The sequence below is a fragment of the Streptomyces sp. NPDC030862 genome, from assembly GCF_055571835.1.
Window position 1 is genome coordinate 266979 of the sequence record NZ_JBVIEN010000008.1, and the last position, 15645, is coordinate 282623.

Genomic DNA, 15645 nt, shown 5'->3' on the forward strand with positions numbered 1-15645 from the left:
CAGAGCACCGTCCACTGGTCAGGACGTCGCTTGTCACTCTCTCGCGAATTACGCAACAATGGCGTTGTGAAAAACGTCGGCCACGCCCAGCAGGCTCCAGCGGAGGAGCTCGCGACCGGGGAGCGCTCCACGCGCAACCGGGTCGCGCGGTCCATCCTGGACCACGGGCCGTCCACGGTGGCCGAGCTGGCGCAGCGGCTCGGCCTCACTCAGGCCGCCGTCCGTCGCCATCTCGACGCGCTCGTCACCGACGACGTCGTCGCCCCGCGCGAGCAGCGCGTCTACGGCGCGCGCACGCGCGGCCGCCCGGCCAAGGTGTTCGCCCTGACGGACGGCGGCCGGGACGCCTTCGACCAGTCGTACGACACGCTCGCCGTCGAGGCCCTGCGCTGGATCGAGCGGAACGCGGGCGGGGAAGCCGCCGTCGCCGCGTTCGCGCGCGACCGGATCGAGGCCCAGGCGGAGGCGTACCGCGAGGCCGTCGAGGCCGCGGCGCCCGAGGACCGCGCGGAGGCGCTCGCCAAGGCGCTGAGCGCCGACGGGTACGCTGCCACCGCGCGCAACGCGCCGGTCGGACAGCAGCTGTGCCAGCACCACTGCCCGGTGGCCCACGTCGCCGAGCGGTACCCGCAGCTGTGCGAGGCGGAGACCGAGGTCTTCAGCCGGCTGCTCGGGACGCACGTGCAGAGACTGGCGACCATCGCCCACGGCGACGGGGTCTGCACGACGTACATCCCGCACACCACGCACACCACACCATCAGCATCCGCAAGCACGGCCGGGAGGAACCCCGCATGACCACCGAGATCAGCCACCCCGAGCTCGAGGGCCTGGGTCGGTACGAGTATGGCTGGGCCGACCCGGACGCCGCCGGCGCCACCGCCAAGCGCGGTCTCTCCGAGGACGTCGTCCGCGACATCTCCGCGAAGAAGAACGAGCCCGAGTGGATGCTGAAGCTCCGCCTCAAGGGTCTGCGCCTCTTCGACAAGAAGCCCATGCCGAACTGGGGCTCCGACCTGTCGGGCATCGACTTCGACAACATCAAGTACTTCGTCCGGTCCACCGAGAAGCAGGCCGCTTCCTGGGAGGACCTGCCCGAGGACATCAAGAACACGTACGACAAGCTCGGCATCCCGGAGGCGGAGAAGCAGCGCCTCGTCGCCGGTGTCGCCGCCCAGTACGAGTCCGAGGTCGTGTACCACCAGATCCGCGAGGACCTGGAGGCGCAGGGCGTGATCTTCCTGGACACGGACACCGCGCTCAAGGAGCACCCGGAGCTCTTCCAGGAGTACTTCGGCACGGTCATCCCGGTCGGCGACAACAAGTTCGCGTCGCTGAACACCGCGGTGTGGTCCGGCGGCTCCTTCATCTACGTGCCGAAGGGCGTGCACGTCGACATCCCGCTCCAGGCCTACTTCCGCATCAACACGGAGAACATGGGCCAGTTCGAGCGGACGCTGATCATCGTCGACGAGGACGCCTACGTCCACTACGTCGAGGGCTGCACCGCCCCGATCTACTCCTCCGACTCGCTGCACAGCGCCGTCGTGGAGATCATCGTCAAGAAGGGCGGCCGCTGCCGCTACACGACGATCCAGAACTGGTCGAACAACGTCTACAACCTGGTTACCAAGCGTGCCGTGGCCTACGAAGGCGCGACCATGGAGTGGGTCGACGGCAACATCGGCTCCAAGGTGACGATGAAGTACCCGGCCGTCTACCTGATGGGCGAGCACGCCAAGGGCGAGACCCTCTCCATCGCCTTCGCGGGCGAGGGCCAGCACCAGGACGCCGGCGCCAAGATGGTCCACATGGCCCCGAACACCTCCTCCAACATCGTCTCCAAGTCGGTGGCGCGAGGCGGCGGCCGCACCTCCTACCGCGGTCTCATCGAGATCGGCGAGGGCGCCCCGGGCTCCAAGTCGAACGTGCTCTGCGACGCCCTGCTCGTCGACACGATCTCCCGCTCGGACACGTACCCGTACGTCGACGTGCGCGAGGACGACGTGTCCATGGGCCACGAGGCGACCGTCTCCAAGGTCTCCGAGGACCAGCTCTTCTACCTGATGAGCCGCGGTCTGTCGGAGGACGAGGCGATGGCGATGATCGTGCGCGGCTTCGTCGAGCCGATCGCCAAGGAGCTGCCGATGGAGTACGCGCTGGAGCTCAACCGGCTGATCGAGCTGCAGATGGAGGGTGCGGTCGGCTGACGCCGCCCCCGCCGTCCGTACCAGTCTTTACGTAGGAAGAGAGCAACACGACAGCCATGGCTGAGGCCCAGAACAACCCGACGGGGACCATCCCGGCGGGCTCCACCACCGCCGGCTCCATCGCGGTGGCCGCCGAGTCCACCGTCGCCACCCGCATGAGCGCCCCCCCGTCCTTCGACGTCGCGGACTTCCCCGTCCCGCACGGCCGCGAGGAGGAGTGGCGGTTCACGCCGCTGGAGCGGCTGCGCGGCCTGCACGACGGCACCGCGGTCGCCACCGGCGACGGCGTACGCGTCGAGGTGGAGGCGCCCGAGGGCGTCACCGTCGAGACCGTCGGCCGCGACGACGCGCGGCTCGGCAAGGCCGGCACCCCGGTGGACCGGGTCGCCGCCCAGGCGTACTCCGGCTTCGAGAAGGCCTCGGTCGTCACCGTGCCCAAGGAGACCGTGCTCACCGAGCCGGTCCGGATCTCCGTGCACGGCGAGGGCGGCACCGCCTTCGGCCACCAGGTCATCGAGCTCGGCGCCTTCGCCGAGGCCGTCGTGGTCATCGACCACACCGGTGACGCGGTGCTCGCCGCCAACGTCGACTACCTCATCGGCGACGGCGCCAAGCTCACCGTCGTCTCCATCCAGGACTGGGACGAGAAGGCCGTCCACGTCGGCCAGCACAACGCGCTGGTCGGCCGGGACGCCTCCTTCAAGTCGGTCGTCGTCACCTTCGGCGGTGACCTGGTCCGCCTGCACCCGCGCGTGCAGTACGCCGCGACCGGCGGCGAGGCCGAGCTCTTCGGCCTGTACTTCACCGAGAAGGGCCAGCACCAGGAGCACCGCCTCCTGGTCGACCACAACACCCCGCACTGCAAGTCCAACGTGGCCTACAAGGGCGCGCTGCAGGGCGAGAACGCGCACGCCGTGTGGATCGGCGACGTCCTCATCCAGGCCGCGGCCGAGGGCACGGACACGTACGAGATGAACCGCAACCTGGTTCTGACGGACGGCGCCCGCGTCGACTCCGTGCCGAACCTGGAGATCGAGACCGGCGAGATCGCCGGCGCCGGTCACGCCTCCGCCACCGGCCGCTTCGACGACGAGCAGCTCTTCTACCTGATGGCCCGCGGCATCCCGGAGGCCGAGGCGCGCCGCCTCGTCGTCCGCGGCTTCTTCGCGGAGCTCGTCCAGCAGATCGGCCTGCCGGACGTCGAGGAGCGCCTCATCGCCAAGATCGAGGCCGAGCTGGAGGCGTCACTCTGATGCCCTTCGTCCGCGCCTGTGGGCTGAGCGAGCTGGAGGAGGACACCCCGAAGAGGGTGGAGATCGACGGCACGCCGGTCTCCATCGTCCACACCGAGGGGGAGGTGTTCGCGATCCACGACATCTGCTCGCACGCGAACGTCTCGCTCTCGGAGGGCGAGGTGGAGGACTGCCAGATCGAGTGCTGGCTGCACGGCTCCGCCTTCGACCTCCGCACCGGCAAGCCGTCCGGCCTTCCCGCGACGCGCCCCGTCCCCGTATACCCCGTACAGATCGAAGGGGACGATGTGCTCGTCTCCGTCACCCAGGAGTCCTGAGTCACCCATGGCAACGCTTGAAATCCGCGACCTGCACGTCTCCGTCGAGGCCGACAACGCCACGAAGGAGATCCTCAAGGGCGTCGACCTGACCGTGAAGCAGGGCGAGACCCACGCCATCATGGGCCCCAACGGCTCCGGCAAGTCGACGCTCGCGTACTCGCTGGCGGGTCACCCCAAGTACACGATCACCGGCGGCACCGTCACCCTCGACGGCGAGGACGTCCTGGAGATGTCCGTCGACGAGCGCGCCCGCGCCGGCCTCTTCCTCGCCATGCAGTACCCGGTCGAGGTCCCGGGCGTCTCGGTGAGCAACTTCCTGCGCACCTCCGCCACCGCCGTCCGCGGCGAGGCCCCCAAGCTGCGCACCTGGGTGAAGGAGGTCAAGGAGGCCATGGAGCGCCTCAACATGGACCCCTCCTTCGCCGAGCGCAACGTCAACGAGGGCTTCTCCGGCGGTGAGAAGAAGCGCCACGAGATCCTCCAGCTCGAGCTGCTCAAGCCGAAGGTCGCGATCCTCGACGAGACCGACTCCGGCCTGGACGTCGACGCGCTGCGCATCGTCTCCGAGGGCGTCAACCGCGTCCGCGAGACCGGCGAGGTCGGCACCCTGCTGATCACGCACTACACGCGCATCCTGCGCTACATCAAGCCGGACTTCGTCCACGTCTTCTCCGCCGGCCGGATCGTCGAGTCGGGCGGCCCCGAGCTCGCCGACAAGCTGGAGAACGAGGGCTACGAGTCCTACACGAAGGGTGGCGCATCCGCGTGACACAGCTGCCGGGCCTTCTCGACACCGAGGCGATCCGCAAGGACTTCCCGATCCTCGACCGGGTGCTCCACGACGGCAAGAAGCTCGTGTACCTGGACAACGCGGCGACCTCGCAGACGCCGCGCCAGGTCATCGACGTGCTGAGTGAGTACTACGAACAGCACAACGCCAACGTGCACCGCGGCGTGCATGTGCTGGCCGAGGAGGCCACGGCGCTGTACGAGGGCGCGCGCGACAAGGTCGCCGCCTTCATCAACGCGCCGAGCCGCAACGAGGTGATCTTCACCAAGAACGCCTCGGAGTCGCTCAACCTCGTGGCGAACATGCTGGGCTGGGCCGACGAGCCCTACCGGGTCGACCACGAGACCGAGATCGTCATCACGGAGATGGAGCACCACTCCAACATCGTGCCGTGGCAGCTGCTCGCGCAGCGCACCGGCGCGAAGCTGAAGTGGTTCGGGCTGACCGACGACGGCCGGCTCGACCTGTCGAACATCGAAGAGATCATCACCGAGAAGACGAAGATCGTCTCCTTCACGCTGGTCTCCAACATCATGGGCACCGTCAACCCGGTCGAGGCGCTCGTGCGCCGCGCCCAGGACGTCGGCGCCCTGGTGCTGATCGACGCCTCGCAGGCCGCCCCGCACATGCCGCTGGACGTGCAGGCGCTCCAGGCCGACTTCGTGGCCTTCACCGGCCACAAGATGTGCGGCCCGACGGGCATCGGCGTGCTGTGGGGCCGCCAGGAGCTGCTGGAGGACCTCCCGCCGTTCCTCGGCGGCGGCGAGATGATCGAGACGGTCTCCATGAGCTCGTCGACGTACGCCCCCGCCCCGCACAAGTTCGAGGCCGGTACGCCCCCGATCGCGCAGGCCGTCGGCCTCGGCGCGGCCGTGGACTACCTCTCCTCGATCGGCATGGACAAGATCGCCGCGCATGAGCACGCGATCACGGAGTACGCCATCCAGCGCCTCCGGGAAGTCCCCGACCTGCGGATCATCGGCCCGGTGACGGCCGAGGACCGCGGTGCGGCGATCTCCTTCACGCTCGGCGACATCCACCCGCACGACGTGGGCCAGGTCCTCGACGAGCAGGGCATCGCCGTCCGGGTCGGGCACCACTGCGCCCGGCCGGTCTGCCTGCGGTACGGAATTCCTGCGACCACGCGAGCGTCGTTCTATCTGTACTCCACGCCGGCCGAGGTGGACGCCCTCGTGGCGGGCCTGGAGCACGTCCGGAACTTCTTCGGCTAGGAGCGGGTGTGAAGCTGGATTCGATGTACCAGGACGTCATCCTGGACCACTACAAGAACCCGCACGGCCGGGGCTTGCGGGACGGCGACGCCGAGGTGCACCACGTCAACCCGACGTGCGGTGACGAGATCACGCTGCGCGTGAAGTACGACGGCACGCGCGTCGCGGACGTCTCGTACGAGGGCCAGGGCTGCTCCATCAGCCAGGCGTCGGCGTCCGTACTGAATGAACTCCTCGTCGGCAAGGAACTCGCCGAGGCGCAGCAGATCCAGGGCACGTTCCTGGAGCTGATGCAGTCCAAGGGCAGGATCGAGCCGGACGACGCCATGGAGGAGGTGCTGGAGGACGCGGTCGCGTTCGCCGGCGTCTCCAAGTACCCGGCCCGGGTGAAGTGCGCCCTGCTGAGCTGGATGGCCTGGAAGGACGCGACGGCCCAGGTGATGGGTGAGGGCGCGGAGAGGAAGACCGCATGACCGAGAACCAGACGGCCGACACGGCGGAGACGACGGCGACGGCCGAGCCGGCCGAGGCCGCCTCGACGGCCACCGAGACGGCACCCGCGGCCGAGGCCGCCCCGATGAAGCCGGCGTCCGAGGAGGAGATCCGCGAGGCGCTGTACGACGTCGTCGACCCCGAGCTGGGCATCGACGTCGTCAACCTCGGCCTCATCTACGGCATCCACATCGACGACGCCAACATCGCGACCCTCGACATGACGCTGACGTCGGCGGCCTGCCCGCTGACGGACGTGATCGAGGACCAGGCGAAGGCCGCGACGGACGGCATCGTGAGCGAGCTGAAGATCAACTGGGTCTGGATGCCGCCGTGGGGCCCGGACAAGATCACGGACGACGGGCGGGAGCAGCTGCGCGCTCTCGGCTTCAACGTCTGAGGTCCTTCACGTCCTTGACGCCGTGCCCTCCGGTCCGTTTCCGGAGGGCACGGCCGTTTCTCCGTACAGTGAGACCGGTTCGCCTGAGCGGGCGACCGGCGGTTAGGTTTCCTGCATGACTTCTGCACCGTCTGCACCTCGCACCACCGGCGCCGTCGCCGCCGGCCTCGCCACCATCGCCGGCGACGGCACCGTTCTCGACACCTGGTTCCCCGCGCCCGAGCTCACCGAGGCCGCCGGGCCGGCCGGGACCGAGCGGCTCACCTCCGACCAGGCCGTCAACCTGCTCGGGGAAGGCGCCGCCAAGGCCATCGGCGTCGACGCCCGCCGGGGCGTCGAGGTCGTCGCCGTACGCACCGTCATCAGCTCGCTCGACGAGAAGCCGCTCGACGCGCACGACGTGTACCTGCGGCTGCACCTGCTCAGCCACCGGCTGGTCAAGCCGCACGGGCAGAACCTCGACGGCATCTTCGCGCACCTCGCCAACGTGGCCTGGACGAGCCTCGGCCCCGTCGCCGTCGACGACGTCGAGAAGGTCCGGCTGAACGCCCGTGCCGAGGGCCTGCACCTCCAGGTCACCAGCATCGACAAGTTCCCGCGCATGACGGACTACGTCGTCCCCACGGGCGTCCGCATCGCCGACGCCGACCGCGTCCGGCTCGGCGCGCACCTCGGCTCCGGCACCACCGTCATGCACGAGGGCTTCGTCAACTTCAACGCCGGCACCCTCGGCACCTCCATGGTCGAGGGCCGCATCTCCGCCGGTGTCGTCATCGGCGACGGCTCGGACATCGGCGGCGGCGCCTCCACCATGGGCACCCTCTCCGGCGGCGGCAACGTCATTATCTCCATCGGTGAGCGCTGCCTCGTCGGCGCGGAGGCGGGCGTCGGCATCGCGCTCGGCGACGAGTGCGTCGTCGAGGCCGGCCTGTACGTCACGGCGGGCACGCGGGTGACCATGCCCGACGGCCAGATCGTCAAGGCGCGCGAGCTGTCGGGCGCCTCGAACATCCTCTTCCGCCGCAACTCGGTCACCGGCACCGTCGAGGCCCGGCCGAACAACGCGGTGTGGGGCGGCCTGAACGACATCCTGCACAGCCACAACTGAGCCCACGAGTGCGGGCGTGCTGTTTCAGCTCGACCGGCCCGTCGGCTTCCCTTCCTCGCCCCGAGCCGCTGGATCGGGTGATGTCGCGTGACCTTTCGGTCCGTAGGACCGATAAGCAGGTCGGCGCGTATCACACGAATGGGCAAGGCGAGGGACGGCTGATATGAAGACCGGCAGGTTGATCGTTCCCGGGGTGCTCGCGCTGGCGGCCGTGTTCTCGTCCGGGGCGGCCGCGCAGGCCGATGAGAGTCACCGGGGGTCCGACAACGGGCACCGCATCACCCTGCTGTCGATCGGCCAGATCGACGACCCGATGGAGGACGTGCTGGAGCACGTGTCGATCCTCGGGAGCAATCAGGTGACCGGCTCCTGAACCGGGGGCCGCACCGGGTGCCGGAGCAGTTCCTCGTACGCCGCACGCAGCCCGTCGACCGTTCGCCGGTCGGCGGGCTGCAGTGGTTCCCGTACCGGGCCGGCGGAGAGCAGGGCCTTGACCGTCACCGCGCCCGGCAGGCCCGACGCCATCATCAGTTCCGTCAGCGGCAGCGCGCGCTGGTGGAGGCGGGCGGCCAGGGCCGTGTCGCCCGCGTCGAAGGCGTCCAGCACCGCACGCATGGGGCCCGGCGCCACGTTCGCGACCGTACTGACGAAGCCCGCACCGCCGATCGCGTACAGCGGGAGGTTCAGCTCGTCGCAGCCCGAGTAGTACGCCAGTGACGTGCGCGCCATGACCTTGGCCGAGCCCAGCAGGTCGTACGCGCAGTCCTTCACCGCCACGATCCGCGGATGGTCCGCGAGCCGCAGCACGGTCTCCGGCTCGATGCGGACACCCGTGCGGCCCGGGATGTCGTACAGCGCCAGCGGCAGGCCCGTCGCGTCCGCCACCCGCCGGAAGTGCGCCTCGATCGCCGCCTGCGGCGGGCGGCTGTAGTACGGGGGCACCACGAGCAGCCCGTCGGCGCCCGCCGCCTCCGCCTGGCGGGCCAGCTCGACGGTGTGGCGGGTGTCCGCCGTGCCGACCCCGGCCACCAGGGCCGCGCGCGTGCCGACGGCCTCGCGCACCGCCCGTACGAGCGCGGCCTTCTCGGCGTCGCTCGTGGTCGGCGATTCGCCCGTCGTCCCGTTCAGGACGAGTCCGTCGCAGCCCTCGGCGACCAGGCGCGCCGCCAGCTCCTGTGCCCGGTCCAGGTCCACCTCCTCGCCGGAGGCGGTGAAGGGTGTGACCATCGCGCAGAGCGCGCGGCCGAAGGGCGGGGCGGTGGTGGTGTGGATCATGTACGCAGTGTGATCGCGTTCACCGTGTAGGTCCACTTAGCTTTTCTGACAAGCACAGCTAAGTGGTGCTGAACTGTCGTGGGGTTCCGAGCACGGGAAGGCGGGTACCCGAAGCTCCCCGTACGAGATGGGAGGCGTTGCCATGGCCGGAGAACCGTCGGTCGGCGAGCTGGTGAAGCAGGCGTCGGAGCAGCTCACGGACCTGGTCAGGACCGAGATGCGCACCGCGCAGGCCGAGATGATGCAGAAGGGCAAACGCGCGGGCAAGGGCGGCGGGATGCTCGGTGCCGCGGCCGCCGTCGGGTACGTCGGGCTGATCGGGATATGGGCCACCGTGGCCGCCCTGCTGAACCTGGCCCTCGACGTGTGGGCCTCGGTGCTCATCGCCACCGGAGTGTTCCTGGTGCTCGCCGGAATCCTCGCCCTCCTCGGCCGCAAGCAGCTGAAGGCCGCGGTGCCGCCCAAGCCCGAGCGGGCGATCGACGGGGTGCGTTCGGACGTCCACGAGATCAAGGAGAGGGTCCACCGATGACACGGGAGACGCGTAAGGCGCCCGGACCTGACGAGCTGCGGCGCGAAGCAGCGCGCAAGCGGCAGGAGCTGGGCGAGACGATCGACCAGCTGATGGCCAAGACCGATGTGAAGGCGCGCGCCGCCCACCTGGTGCACGACAAGACCCCGGAACCCGTGCGCAACCACCCGCGCCCGGTCCTCGCCGCCGTCGCCGCCATGGTGGTCGCGGGGATCGTGGTCTGGCAGCTGCGGCGCAGCGGTAAGTGGGGGTGAACGCGGGAATGGCGGACAAGCAGAAGAAGCAGCACAAGAAGAAGAGGAAGCAGAAGCTCCTCTACCGCCCCGTCGGCATCCTCCTCGGCATGGCGAGCGGTGCCATCGCGAGCACGCTCTTCTCCCGCGCCTGGGCGGCGGTCGGCAACGGAGACGCCCCGGACGCCATGGACGAGGAGCGCGAGTGGAAGGAGATCCTGCTCGCGGCCGCGATCGAGGGTGCCATCTTCGCCGTCGTCAAGGCGGCCGTGGACCGCTCCGGCGCGGTCGGGGTCCGGCGGCTGACCGGCACCTGGCCGGGGTGAGAAGGGATGAGGGCCGGCTGTTGACCTCAAGCGCGGTTGACGTCTGATCATGGGGTTCCGGCCGCACCGAACGGGGGGCGGCGGCGAATCCGAGAGGCAGCAGCCATGGCACGTACGATCGCGACCTTCGGCCCCGACGCCCGCCCGCGGATCTCCCGGCCCGACGCCGGTGTCGTCAAGGCGAGCACCTGGCGCGTGGGGACGCCCGAGCGGCAGAGCGCCGCCGTGGAGGCCATCGCCAAGGCCTGGCAGAACCGCGACTGGCCGGTCGATGGCCTCCTGTCGTACACCGTGTACGCCGGCGAGGACGGCGACACCCTCTTCCACTACTCGCAGTGGCGCGACGAGGAGACCTACCGCGCGTTCTTCGCCGGCCATCGCGACGACCGGATCGACGAGATCGACGCGGCCGTGCCCGGCATCGAGCGCGTCGGCCTCTTCTCGTACGAGCTCTACCGCACGGACGGGCCGGCCGAGGGCGACGGCCGCGTACCGGGGGCCGTCATCATCGTCGACGTCGAGTTCGAGGGCGCGGACGCGGAGCGGCAGCGGCACTGGGTGGACGGGGTGTTCGAGGCGCTGGAGACCGAGCCGCGGCCCATCCCGGGGGCCATCTCCGGGAACTTCCACGTCAGCCTCGACGGCACCCGTGTCCTCAACTACGCCGAGTGGGAGAGCGCCCGGGCCCACATCGAGGCACTCGCCGCCCCCGGCGACGGGATCGGGTCGGACACCCCGCAGTGGCGCAGGGTGCTGGCCTACCCCGGTGTCGTCGGGGGCGGGGTCAAGCGGTACGCGCCCGCGCTGAGCCTGCGCCCGGGCGCGTAACCGCCGTAACCGCTTGACCCGTGCGGGGGCCTACGGGCGGAAGCGCAGCACCTGCGGGTCGTGGTCGCTGTTCTGGTCCGCGAACTCGGCGTTGATGTGCACGCTGTCGTACGTGAAGTCGCGGATCGACGGGCTCGTCAGGATCTGGTCCAGCACCTGGCTGTTGCCCTGGAAGACGTACGAGTACCGCTCGGCGCGCGGCAGCGACATCACCGCCGGGTACAGCGCTCCGCCGTCCGTCAGGGCCTTCGTCGTCGCCGAGAACTCGAAGTCGTTGATGTCGCCGAGGACGACGACGTCGGCGGTCCGCTGCACCTTCAGGACGTCCTTCACGAAGGCGTTGACCGCCTGGGCCTGCTGGAGCCGCTTCGTCTCGGAGGAACGGTTCGGCGGCTGGTGGTGCGAGACCAGCGACTCGTCGCCGCCCTTCGAGCCGAAGTGGTTCGCGATCACGAAGACCGTACGGCCCCGGAAGGTGAACTCGCCCGCCAGCGGCTTGCGGCTGTTGTCCCAGGCGGAGTTCGCCGGGTCGATCCGGCCGGGGGAGTGCGTCAGGGCCGCCCGGCCCTTCTCCCGTACGACCCCGGTCGCCGTCGCCGCGTCGCCGCCCGCGCGGTCGGTGAAGGACACGCGCTCGGGGTTGAAGAGGAACACCTGCCGGATGTTGCCGCCCGGCTCGCCGCCGTCCTTGCCGTCGGCCGGGTCGATGCTGCGCCACTCGTACGCGGGGCCGCCGGCCGCGACGATCGCGTCCGTGAACTTCTTGAGCGTCTGGTCGGCGGCGACCGTGCCGTCGTTCTTCGCGCCGTTGTTGTCCTGGATCTCCTCCAGGGCCACGATGTCGGGCGAGGCGAGGTTCTCCACGACCGCCTTCGCCAGCGCGTCGAACTTCTCCTGCGGGTCGCCCGGGTCGAGGTTCTCGACGTTGTACGTGGCCACCGCCAGCTCGCTGCGGTGCTGCTTCTCGGTGACTTCGCGCTCCAGGCCCCGGTCGGCGAGCGTGCCGAGGGTGCGGGCGGCGAGGGTGTAGCCGCCGAACTGGTTGAAGTCCAGCGGGCCCTCGGTCGTGCCGGTCAGCCAGTCGCCGACGTTCGCCTTGGGGAACGGCTGCTGGGCGAGCGGGACGAGCGACTGGATCTTCAGACGGCCGGTGTTCTGGGAGGCGTACGAGCCGTAGACCGCGCCGCCGCGGGCGCTGGGGTTCTCGTGCGGCTTCACCGTCACCCACAGCTCGGCGTGCTCGTTGCTCGCGGTGACGACCCGGGAGGAGCCGATGCGGACGTTCGTCCCCTCCAGCGACTCGAGGTAGTCCAGGGCGTACGAACCCGGGCGCAGCGGCAGGCCGTTGATGGAGCCGCCGGCGGCCGGGTCGCCCTCGGGCGCGTACGCCGACGGCACGGAGCGGGCGGAGATGACGGTGGGCGCCGGGAGCGGGTTGCCGGAGGAGACCACCGTGACGGTGGGCTTGCTGATCTGCGTGAGGGACTGGTTGCCGGAGGACGTGCCGCCCGGGACGTACTCGGTGACCGTGCCCGAGACCGTCACGGCGTCGCCGACGGCGACGTTGGGGGCGGAGCCGGTGAAGACGAACAGGCCCTCGCTGGTGGCGGGGTCGGCGTCGGGCTGCGCGTCCTGGATCCAGAAGCCCTTCGAGCCGTAGGCGCGGACGCCGGTGACGATGCCGGGCACGGCGGTGACCTGGCGGCCGACGAGGGGGGATATGCGGGTGGAGCCCTGGATGTCGTGCACGCGTATCGCCTCGGCGGCCGTGTCACCGGCCTGGGTGGAGACGGAGGCGGACGCGGACGGGGAGGCGGCGAGCAGGCCGGCGGCGAGCGCGGCGGCGACGACGGCCGAGACGGCTGCGGTTCTCGGCAGGGGAGAAGGGCGCATGGAGAGGCTCCGATGGTGGTGGGAGGTGGGGGTGTGATCGGGGTAAGAGATCTACGCGCGTCAATGTCTTGTGTGGGCGGGGCAGTTGTCAAGGGTTGGCGGGTGTACGGGCGTTGACCGGTACATGAACCACCGGACATGCACCCAAATGCGTCTACGCTGGGGGCCGCCCGGACCCCTTCCCCGTCCCGAGGAGAGACCCCTGATGTCGTCAGACCGCCCCACCCTGCCGCCGGTGCGGCTGCCCTCGGACGCGGAGCTGGCGCGTGACGCGCTCGCCGCCCCGCTGCTGGCCCGGGCCGTCCGGCTCGCCCGCTGGGCGGGGCCCGGGACGCGGGTCGGCGCCGGGGGCGAGCTCGTCGAGGAGCTGCTGCCGGCCGCCGCGGAGGTGCTGGGGCTGCCGGCGGACGAGGACGGGGCGGCGTACGCGAGCGAGGCCTGGCGGGTCGCCGTCGACACCGGGCTGGTGGAGGTCGAGGACCCGGCGGAGGGCGCGGACGAGGCGGAGGAGGCGTCCGTCGCGGCGGGCGAGAACCTGCCGCTGATCACGGGCGGTTCACCGCAGGACGTGCTGGCGCTGTGGCTCGACGGCCTGGAGACGGTGTTCGCGGACGCCACCGCGCCGCTGCTCGACGACCTCGCGGACGTCGTCGGCGAGGACGGCCGGATCGACCTGGAGGCGCTGGACTGGGACCCGGAGGGGGAGGCCGACTTCCTCGACGGGGTCCTCGGCAACCTGTACCTGCTGACCGTCTCGGAGAGCGGCGCGGCGGAGACGGGCCGCGCGCCGGGCCCGGTGCCGCTGCCCGCGCTCGCCGCGTCGATGATCCTCCCGGACGACATGGGCGAACCGACCGACGACATCCTGGAGCAGGTGTCGGAGGCGATGATGCGGCTGGACGACCAGTTCCGGGTCCTGGAGCCGATCGGGCTCGTGGAGTACACGCCCGTCGACGAGGCGCTGATGGCGGAGGCGGGCGACGCCGAGCCGGTCGCGGTCGGCGACGACGAGGACGTGTCGCGGTACGGGATGGTGCGGCTCACGCCGCTGGGCCTGTACGGCATCCGGGCGCGCATGCTGGACGCGGGCGTGGACGCGCCGGCGGTGGGCGACCTCGCGGACAAGGGCGCGGAGGCGCTGCTGGCGGGCGTCGCGCACTTCCCCGAGGGGGCCGCACGGGCCGAGACGCGGGAGTGGCTGGCCCGGCGGGAGCCGGTCGCCGCGGGGCGCGAGCTCCTGGCCGCCGCGAAGGGCGCGGACGCGGACTCGCCGCTGCGGCGGCTCCACTGCCAGCAGGCGCTCACCCTGGCGGGTGCGGAGGCGGAGCCGGCGGTACGGGAGGTGCTGGACGACCCGGAGCTCGGCGGGCTCGCGCGGGTGTGGCTCGCGGAGCGGGGCGCGGCGGACGTGCCGGCGCCGCCGGAGTCGATGATCTTCTGGCTGGCCATCGACACGATCGCGGCCCAACTGGACGCGCAGGGCGAACTGGAGGAGCTCCAGGACCTGGTGGAGGGCCTGACGGGCCAGCACAGCGGCTTCTTCGACACCGCCTGGCGCGTCGAGCACCCGGCGACACCGGAGGTGCTGGAGGCGATGGGCCGTCTGCACCGCGACAAGCGGGTGGCGAAGGCGGCCCGGAAGGCCGCGTTCAAGGCACGGTCGCGCGCGGGCGCGTGAGGGCGTAGGGGCGTAGAACTCCTCACAGAATGGTCAGGTCGGGCAACCCGACCTGGTCCGCCCGCGCTGACCGTTGCCTCAGTCACGTGCTGGCCGAGGTCCTCAGCTCGGCGTAGCAGAGAGAGCCGAGGCGGGCGCCGTACTGTCCTGACGGGTGCTTGCTCGATAGATCCGCATCGGTACGGGCTGGCAGTGCACTGCCGCGTTCTTCCGACTGCGCCGAGCAGTGGCGACTGCTCAACGCGGGCGAGATCCCTCGCCGACCCGCGCACTGCCTCGGTCGTCTTCTAGGGTCATCCGTATGATGATCGACACTGGGTTCGCCGGCTCGCTCTTCCAATCCCTCCAGGCGGACGCCCTCACCCGCCCGGACCAACTGCGCGAGCTCTACCCGCAGCCGAACCCGAACTCGCTCCGCAAGGAGATCGATCACCTGACCGAGGAGGCCCGAGCGCTGATCGGCTGTTCCTCGCTGGTGTTTGTCGGCAGTGCAGACCTCGAAGGCTGGGCCGACGTGACGCCGCGTGGCGGCCCGGCCGGGTTCGTCTCGGTGCTCGACGAGCGGACCTTGGTCATCCCCGACGCCACCGGCAACAAGCGGCTCGACACCATGCACAACGTGCTGCAGACCGGGCGCGTCGGACTGATCTTCCTCATTCCCGGCCGCCCGACCACGCTGCGCGTCAATGGCCGCGCCTGCGTCTCGGCGCGCCCGGAGCTGCTAGCCCACCTCACGCCCGTTGGAAAACCGCCGGTCACGGCGATGGTGGTGCATGTCGAGCAGGTCTATCCGCACTGCCCGAAGTCGCTGATGCGCGCCAACGCCTGGCAACCAGAGCGGTGGGTGCCTACTGAGGCCCAGCCGACCAGCGCTGAGGTGACGCAGGCCCAGCTAAACCTGCCGGGCCTTACCGTCGACGAGATCGAGCAGGCCGAACGGGAGTCACTGCGCCTGCGTTACGAGTGAATGCGGATAAGCACTCCTATCGCGATGAGTTCAGGCGCCGCCAGCGGACGAGGGCGTATCCGAAGGTCAGGAAGGCCTCGTGGATGTCGTCGCGGATCTCCGAGGATC

18 protein-coding genes are annotated in these 15645 nt (G+C 70.4%); 16 read left to right on the forward strand and 2 right to left on the reverse strand.

Features of this window, described 5'->3' with window-relative positions; genetic code table 11:
• The first annotated feature begins 66 nt into the window (after positions 1-66).
• The 10 genes from ACZ42X_RS22775 (at position 67) to ACZ42X_RS22820 (ending at position 8178) form a co-directional block, all read left to right on the forward strand.
• Positions 67-798: a helix-turn-helix transcriptional regulator gene (locus tag ACZ42X_RS22775; protein WP_468292995.1), complete on the forward strand. Its 732-nt coding sequence runs from the start codon at positions 67-69 to the stop codon at positions 796-798.
• A complete protein-coding gene (gene sufB / locus ACZ42X_RS22780) occupies positions 795-2210 on the forward strand; it encodes a Fe-S cluster assembly protein SufB (protein WP_355360177.1) in 1416 nt (471 codons plus the stop codon). The genes ACZ42X_RS22775 and sufB overlap by 4 nt, the downstream gene beginning before the upstream one ends.
• 56 nt (positions 2211-2266) lie before the next feature.
• A complete protein-coding gene (sufD, locus tag ACZ42X_RS22785; protein ID WP_468293000.1) occupies positions 2267-3463 on the forward strand; it encodes a Fe-S cluster assembly protein SufD in 1197 nt (398 codons plus the stop codon).
• The gene (locus ACZ42X_RS22790) at positions 3463-3780 is read left to right on the forward strand and encodes a non-heme iron oxygenase ferredoxin subunit (protein ID WP_361414848.1); all 318 of its coding nucleotides are present in this window, start codon (positions 3463-3465) and stop codon (positions 3778-3780) included. Before sufD ends, ACZ42X_RS22790 begins: the two co-directional genes overlap by 1 nt.
• A gap of 7 nt (positions 3781-3787) precedes the next feature.
• Entirely contained in the window at positions 3788-4552 is a 765-nt protein-coding gene (gene sufC / locus ACZ42X_RS22795; RefSeq protein WP_468293004.1) for a Fe-S cluster assembly ATPase SufC, read from the forward strand.
• Positions 4549-5805 carry a cysteine desulfurase gene (locus tag ACZ42X_RS22800; protein ID WP_355360189.1) on the forward strand — a complete coding sequence of 419 codons (1257 nt, stop codon included), beginning with the start codon at positions 4549-4551 and terminating at the stop codon, positions 5803-5805. Before sufC ends, ACZ42X_RS22800 begins: the two co-directional genes overlap by 4 nt.
• An 8-nt stretch (positions 5806-5813) precedes the next feature.
• Positions 5814-6278 (forward strand): Fe-S cluster assembly sulfur transfer protein SufU, encoded by a 465-nt coding sequence (gene sufU, locus ACZ42X_RS22805; protein WP_361414853.1) that lies wholly within the window; start codon positions 5814-5816, stop codon positions 6276-6278.
• 104 nt (positions 6279-6382) lie between these two features.
• Complete coding sequence (locus ACZ42X_RS22810) at positions 6383-6697, forward strand: metal-sulfur cluster assembly factor (RefSeq protein WP_468293426.1); 315 nt, start codon at positions 6383-6385, stop codon at positions 6695-6697.
• 115 nt (positions 6698-6812) lie between these two features.
• Positions 6813-7805, forward strand: a complete 993-nt coding sequence (dapD, locus tag ACZ42X_RS22815) for a 2,3,4,5-tetrahydropyridine-2,6-dicarboxylate N-succinyltransferase (protein ID WP_361414855.1) — start codon at positions 6813-6815, stop codon at positions 7803-7805.
• A gap of 163 nt (positions 7806-7968) precedes the next feature.
• On the forward strand, positions 7969-8178 hold the full coding sequence (locus ACZ42X_RS22820) for a hypothetical protein (RefSeq protein ID WP_361414857.1): 210 nt from the start codon (positions 7969-7971) through the stop codon (positions 8176-8178).
• On the opposite strand, the gene dapA is transcribed toward ACZ42X_RS22820, so the two are convergent.
• On the reverse strand, positions 8160-9080 hold the full coding sequence (gene dapA / locus ACZ42X_RS22825) for a 4-hydroxy-tetrahydrodipicolinate synthase (RefSeq protein WP_468293009.1): 921 nt from the start codon (positions 9078-9080) through the stop codon (positions 8160-8162). The genes ACZ42X_RS22820 and dapA overlap by 19 nt on opposite strands.
• Before the next feature lie 142 nt (positions 9081-9222).
• On the opposite strand from dapA, the gene ACZ42X_RS22830 reads away from it, so the two are divergent.
• The 4 genes from ACZ42X_RS22830 (at position 9223) to ACZ42X_RS22845 (ending at position 10999) form a co-directional block, all read left to right on the forward strand.
• Positions 9223-9612, forward strand: a complete 390-nt coding sequence (locus tag ACZ42X_RS22830) for a phage holin family protein (RefSeq protein WP_468293012.1) — start codon at positions 9223-9225, stop codon at positions 9610-9612.
• Positions 9609-9866 carry a DUF3618 domain-containing protein gene (locus ACZ42X_RS22835; protein WP_361414863.1) on the forward strand — a complete coding sequence of 86 codons (258 nt, stop codon included), beginning with the start codon at positions 9609-9611 and terminating at the stop codon, positions 9864-9866. The genes ACZ42X_RS22830 and ACZ42X_RS22835 overlap by 4 nt, the downstream gene beginning before the upstream one ends.
• An 8-nt stretch (positions 9867-9874) precedes the next feature.
• Positions 9875-10171, forward strand: coding sequence for a DUF4235 domain-containing protein (locus tag ACZ42X_RS22840; protein ID WP_468293015.1), 297 nt, complete (start codon positions 9875-9877; stop codon positions 10169-10171).
• A 105-nt stretch (positions 10172-10276) separates the two neighbouring features.
• Positions 10277-10999: an antibiotic biosynthesis monooxygenase gene (locus ACZ42X_RS22845; RefSeq protein WP_468293018.1), complete on the forward strand. Its 723-nt coding sequence runs from the start codon at positions 10277-10279 to the stop codon at positions 10997-10999.
• Positions 11000-11029: 30 nt separating this feature from the next.
• Here ACZ42X_RS22845 and ACZ42X_RS22850 read toward each other — a convergent pair whose 3' ends face one another.
• Entirely contained in the window at positions 11030-12892 is a 1863-nt protein-coding gene (locus ACZ42X_RS22850) for an endonuclease/exonuclease/phosphatase family protein (RefSeq protein WP_468293021.1), read from the reverse strand.
• A 205-nt stretch (positions 12893-13097) separates the two neighbouring features.
• Here ACZ42X_RS22850 and ACZ42X_RS22855 point away from each other — a divergent pair, with 205 nt between their 5' ends.
• Entirely contained in the window at positions 13098-14570 is a 1473-nt protein-coding gene (locus ACZ42X_RS22855) for a hypothetical protein (protein ID WP_468293024.1), read from the forward strand.
• A gap of 301 nt (positions 14571-14871) precedes the next feature.
• A complete protein-coding gene (locus ACZ42X_RS22860; RefSeq protein ID WP_468293026.1) occupies positions 14872-15537 on the forward strand; it encodes a pyridoxamine 5'-phosphate oxidase family protein in 666 nt (221 codons plus the stop codon).
• Positions 15538-15645: the final 108 nt, after the last annotated feature.

What these genes read in the sequence shown, in the direction of transcription:
- dapD (WP_361414855.1), top strand. Translation starts at nt 6,813, where the DNA reads ATGACTTCTGCACCGTCTGCACCTCGCACCACCGGCGCCGTCGCCGCC.
- ACZ42X_RS22835 (WP_361414863.1), top strand. Translation starts at nt 9,609, where the DNA reads ATGACACGGGAGACGCGTAAGGCGCCCGGACCTGACGAGCTGCGGCGC.
- ACZ42X_RS22790 (WP_361414848.1), top strand. Translation starts at nt 3,463, where the DNA reads ATGCCCTTCGTCCGCGCCTGTGGGCTGAGCGAGCTGGAGGAGGACACC.
- ACZ42X_RS22840 (WP_468293015.1), top strand. Translation starts at nt 9,875, where the DNA reads ATGGCGGACAAGCAGAAGAAGCAGCACAAGAAGAAGAGGAAGCAGAAG.
- ACZ42X_RS22830 (WP_468293012.1), top strand. Translation starts at nt 9,223, where the DNA reads ATGGCCGGAGAACCGTCGGTCGGCGAGCTGGTGAAGCAGGCGTCGGAG.
- ACZ42X_RS22845 (WP_468293018.1), top strand. Translation starts at nt 10,277, where the DNA reads ATGGCACGTACGATCGCGACCTTCGGCCCCGACGCCCGCCCGCGGATC.
- ACZ42X_RS22855 (WP_468293024.1), top strand. Translation starts at nt 13,098, where the DNA reads ATGTCGTCAGACCGCCCCACCCTGCCGCCGGTGCGGCTGCCCTCGGAC.
- ACZ42X_RS22850 (WP_468293021.1), bottom strand. Translation starts at nt 12,892, where the DNA reads ATGCGCCCTTCTCCCCTGCCGAGAACCGCAGCCGTCTCGGCCGTCGTC.
- ACZ42X_RS22810 (WP_468293426.1), top strand. Translation starts at nt 6,383, where the DNA reads ATGAAGCCGGCGTCCGAGGAGGAGATCCGCGAGGCGCTGTACGACGTC.
- dapA (WP_468293009.1), bottom strand. Translation starts at nt 9,080, where the DNA reads ATGATCCACACCACCACCGCCCCGCCCTTCGGCCGCGCGCTCTGCGCG.
- sufB (WP_355360177.1), top strand. Translation starts at nt 795, where the DNA reads ATGACCACCGAGATCAGCCACCCCGAGCTCGAGGGCCTGGGTCGGTAC.
- sufD (WP_468293000.1), top strand. Translation starts at nt 2,267, where the DNA reads ATGGCTGAGGCCCAGAACAACCCGACGGGGACCATCCCGGCGGGCTCC.
- ACZ42X_RS22860 (WP_468293026.1), top strand. Translation starts at nt 14,872, where the DNA reads ATGATGATCGACACTGGGTTCGCCGGCTCGCTCTTCCAATCCCTCCAG.
- sufC (WP_468293004.1), top strand. Translation starts at nt 3,788, where the DNA reads ATGGCAACGCTTGAAATCCGCGACCTGCACGTCTCCGTCGAGGCCGAC.
- ACZ42X_RS22820 (WP_361414857.1), top strand. Translation starts at nt 7,969, where the DNA reads ATGAAGACCGGCAGGTTGATCGTTCCCGGGGTGCTCGCGCTGGCGGCC.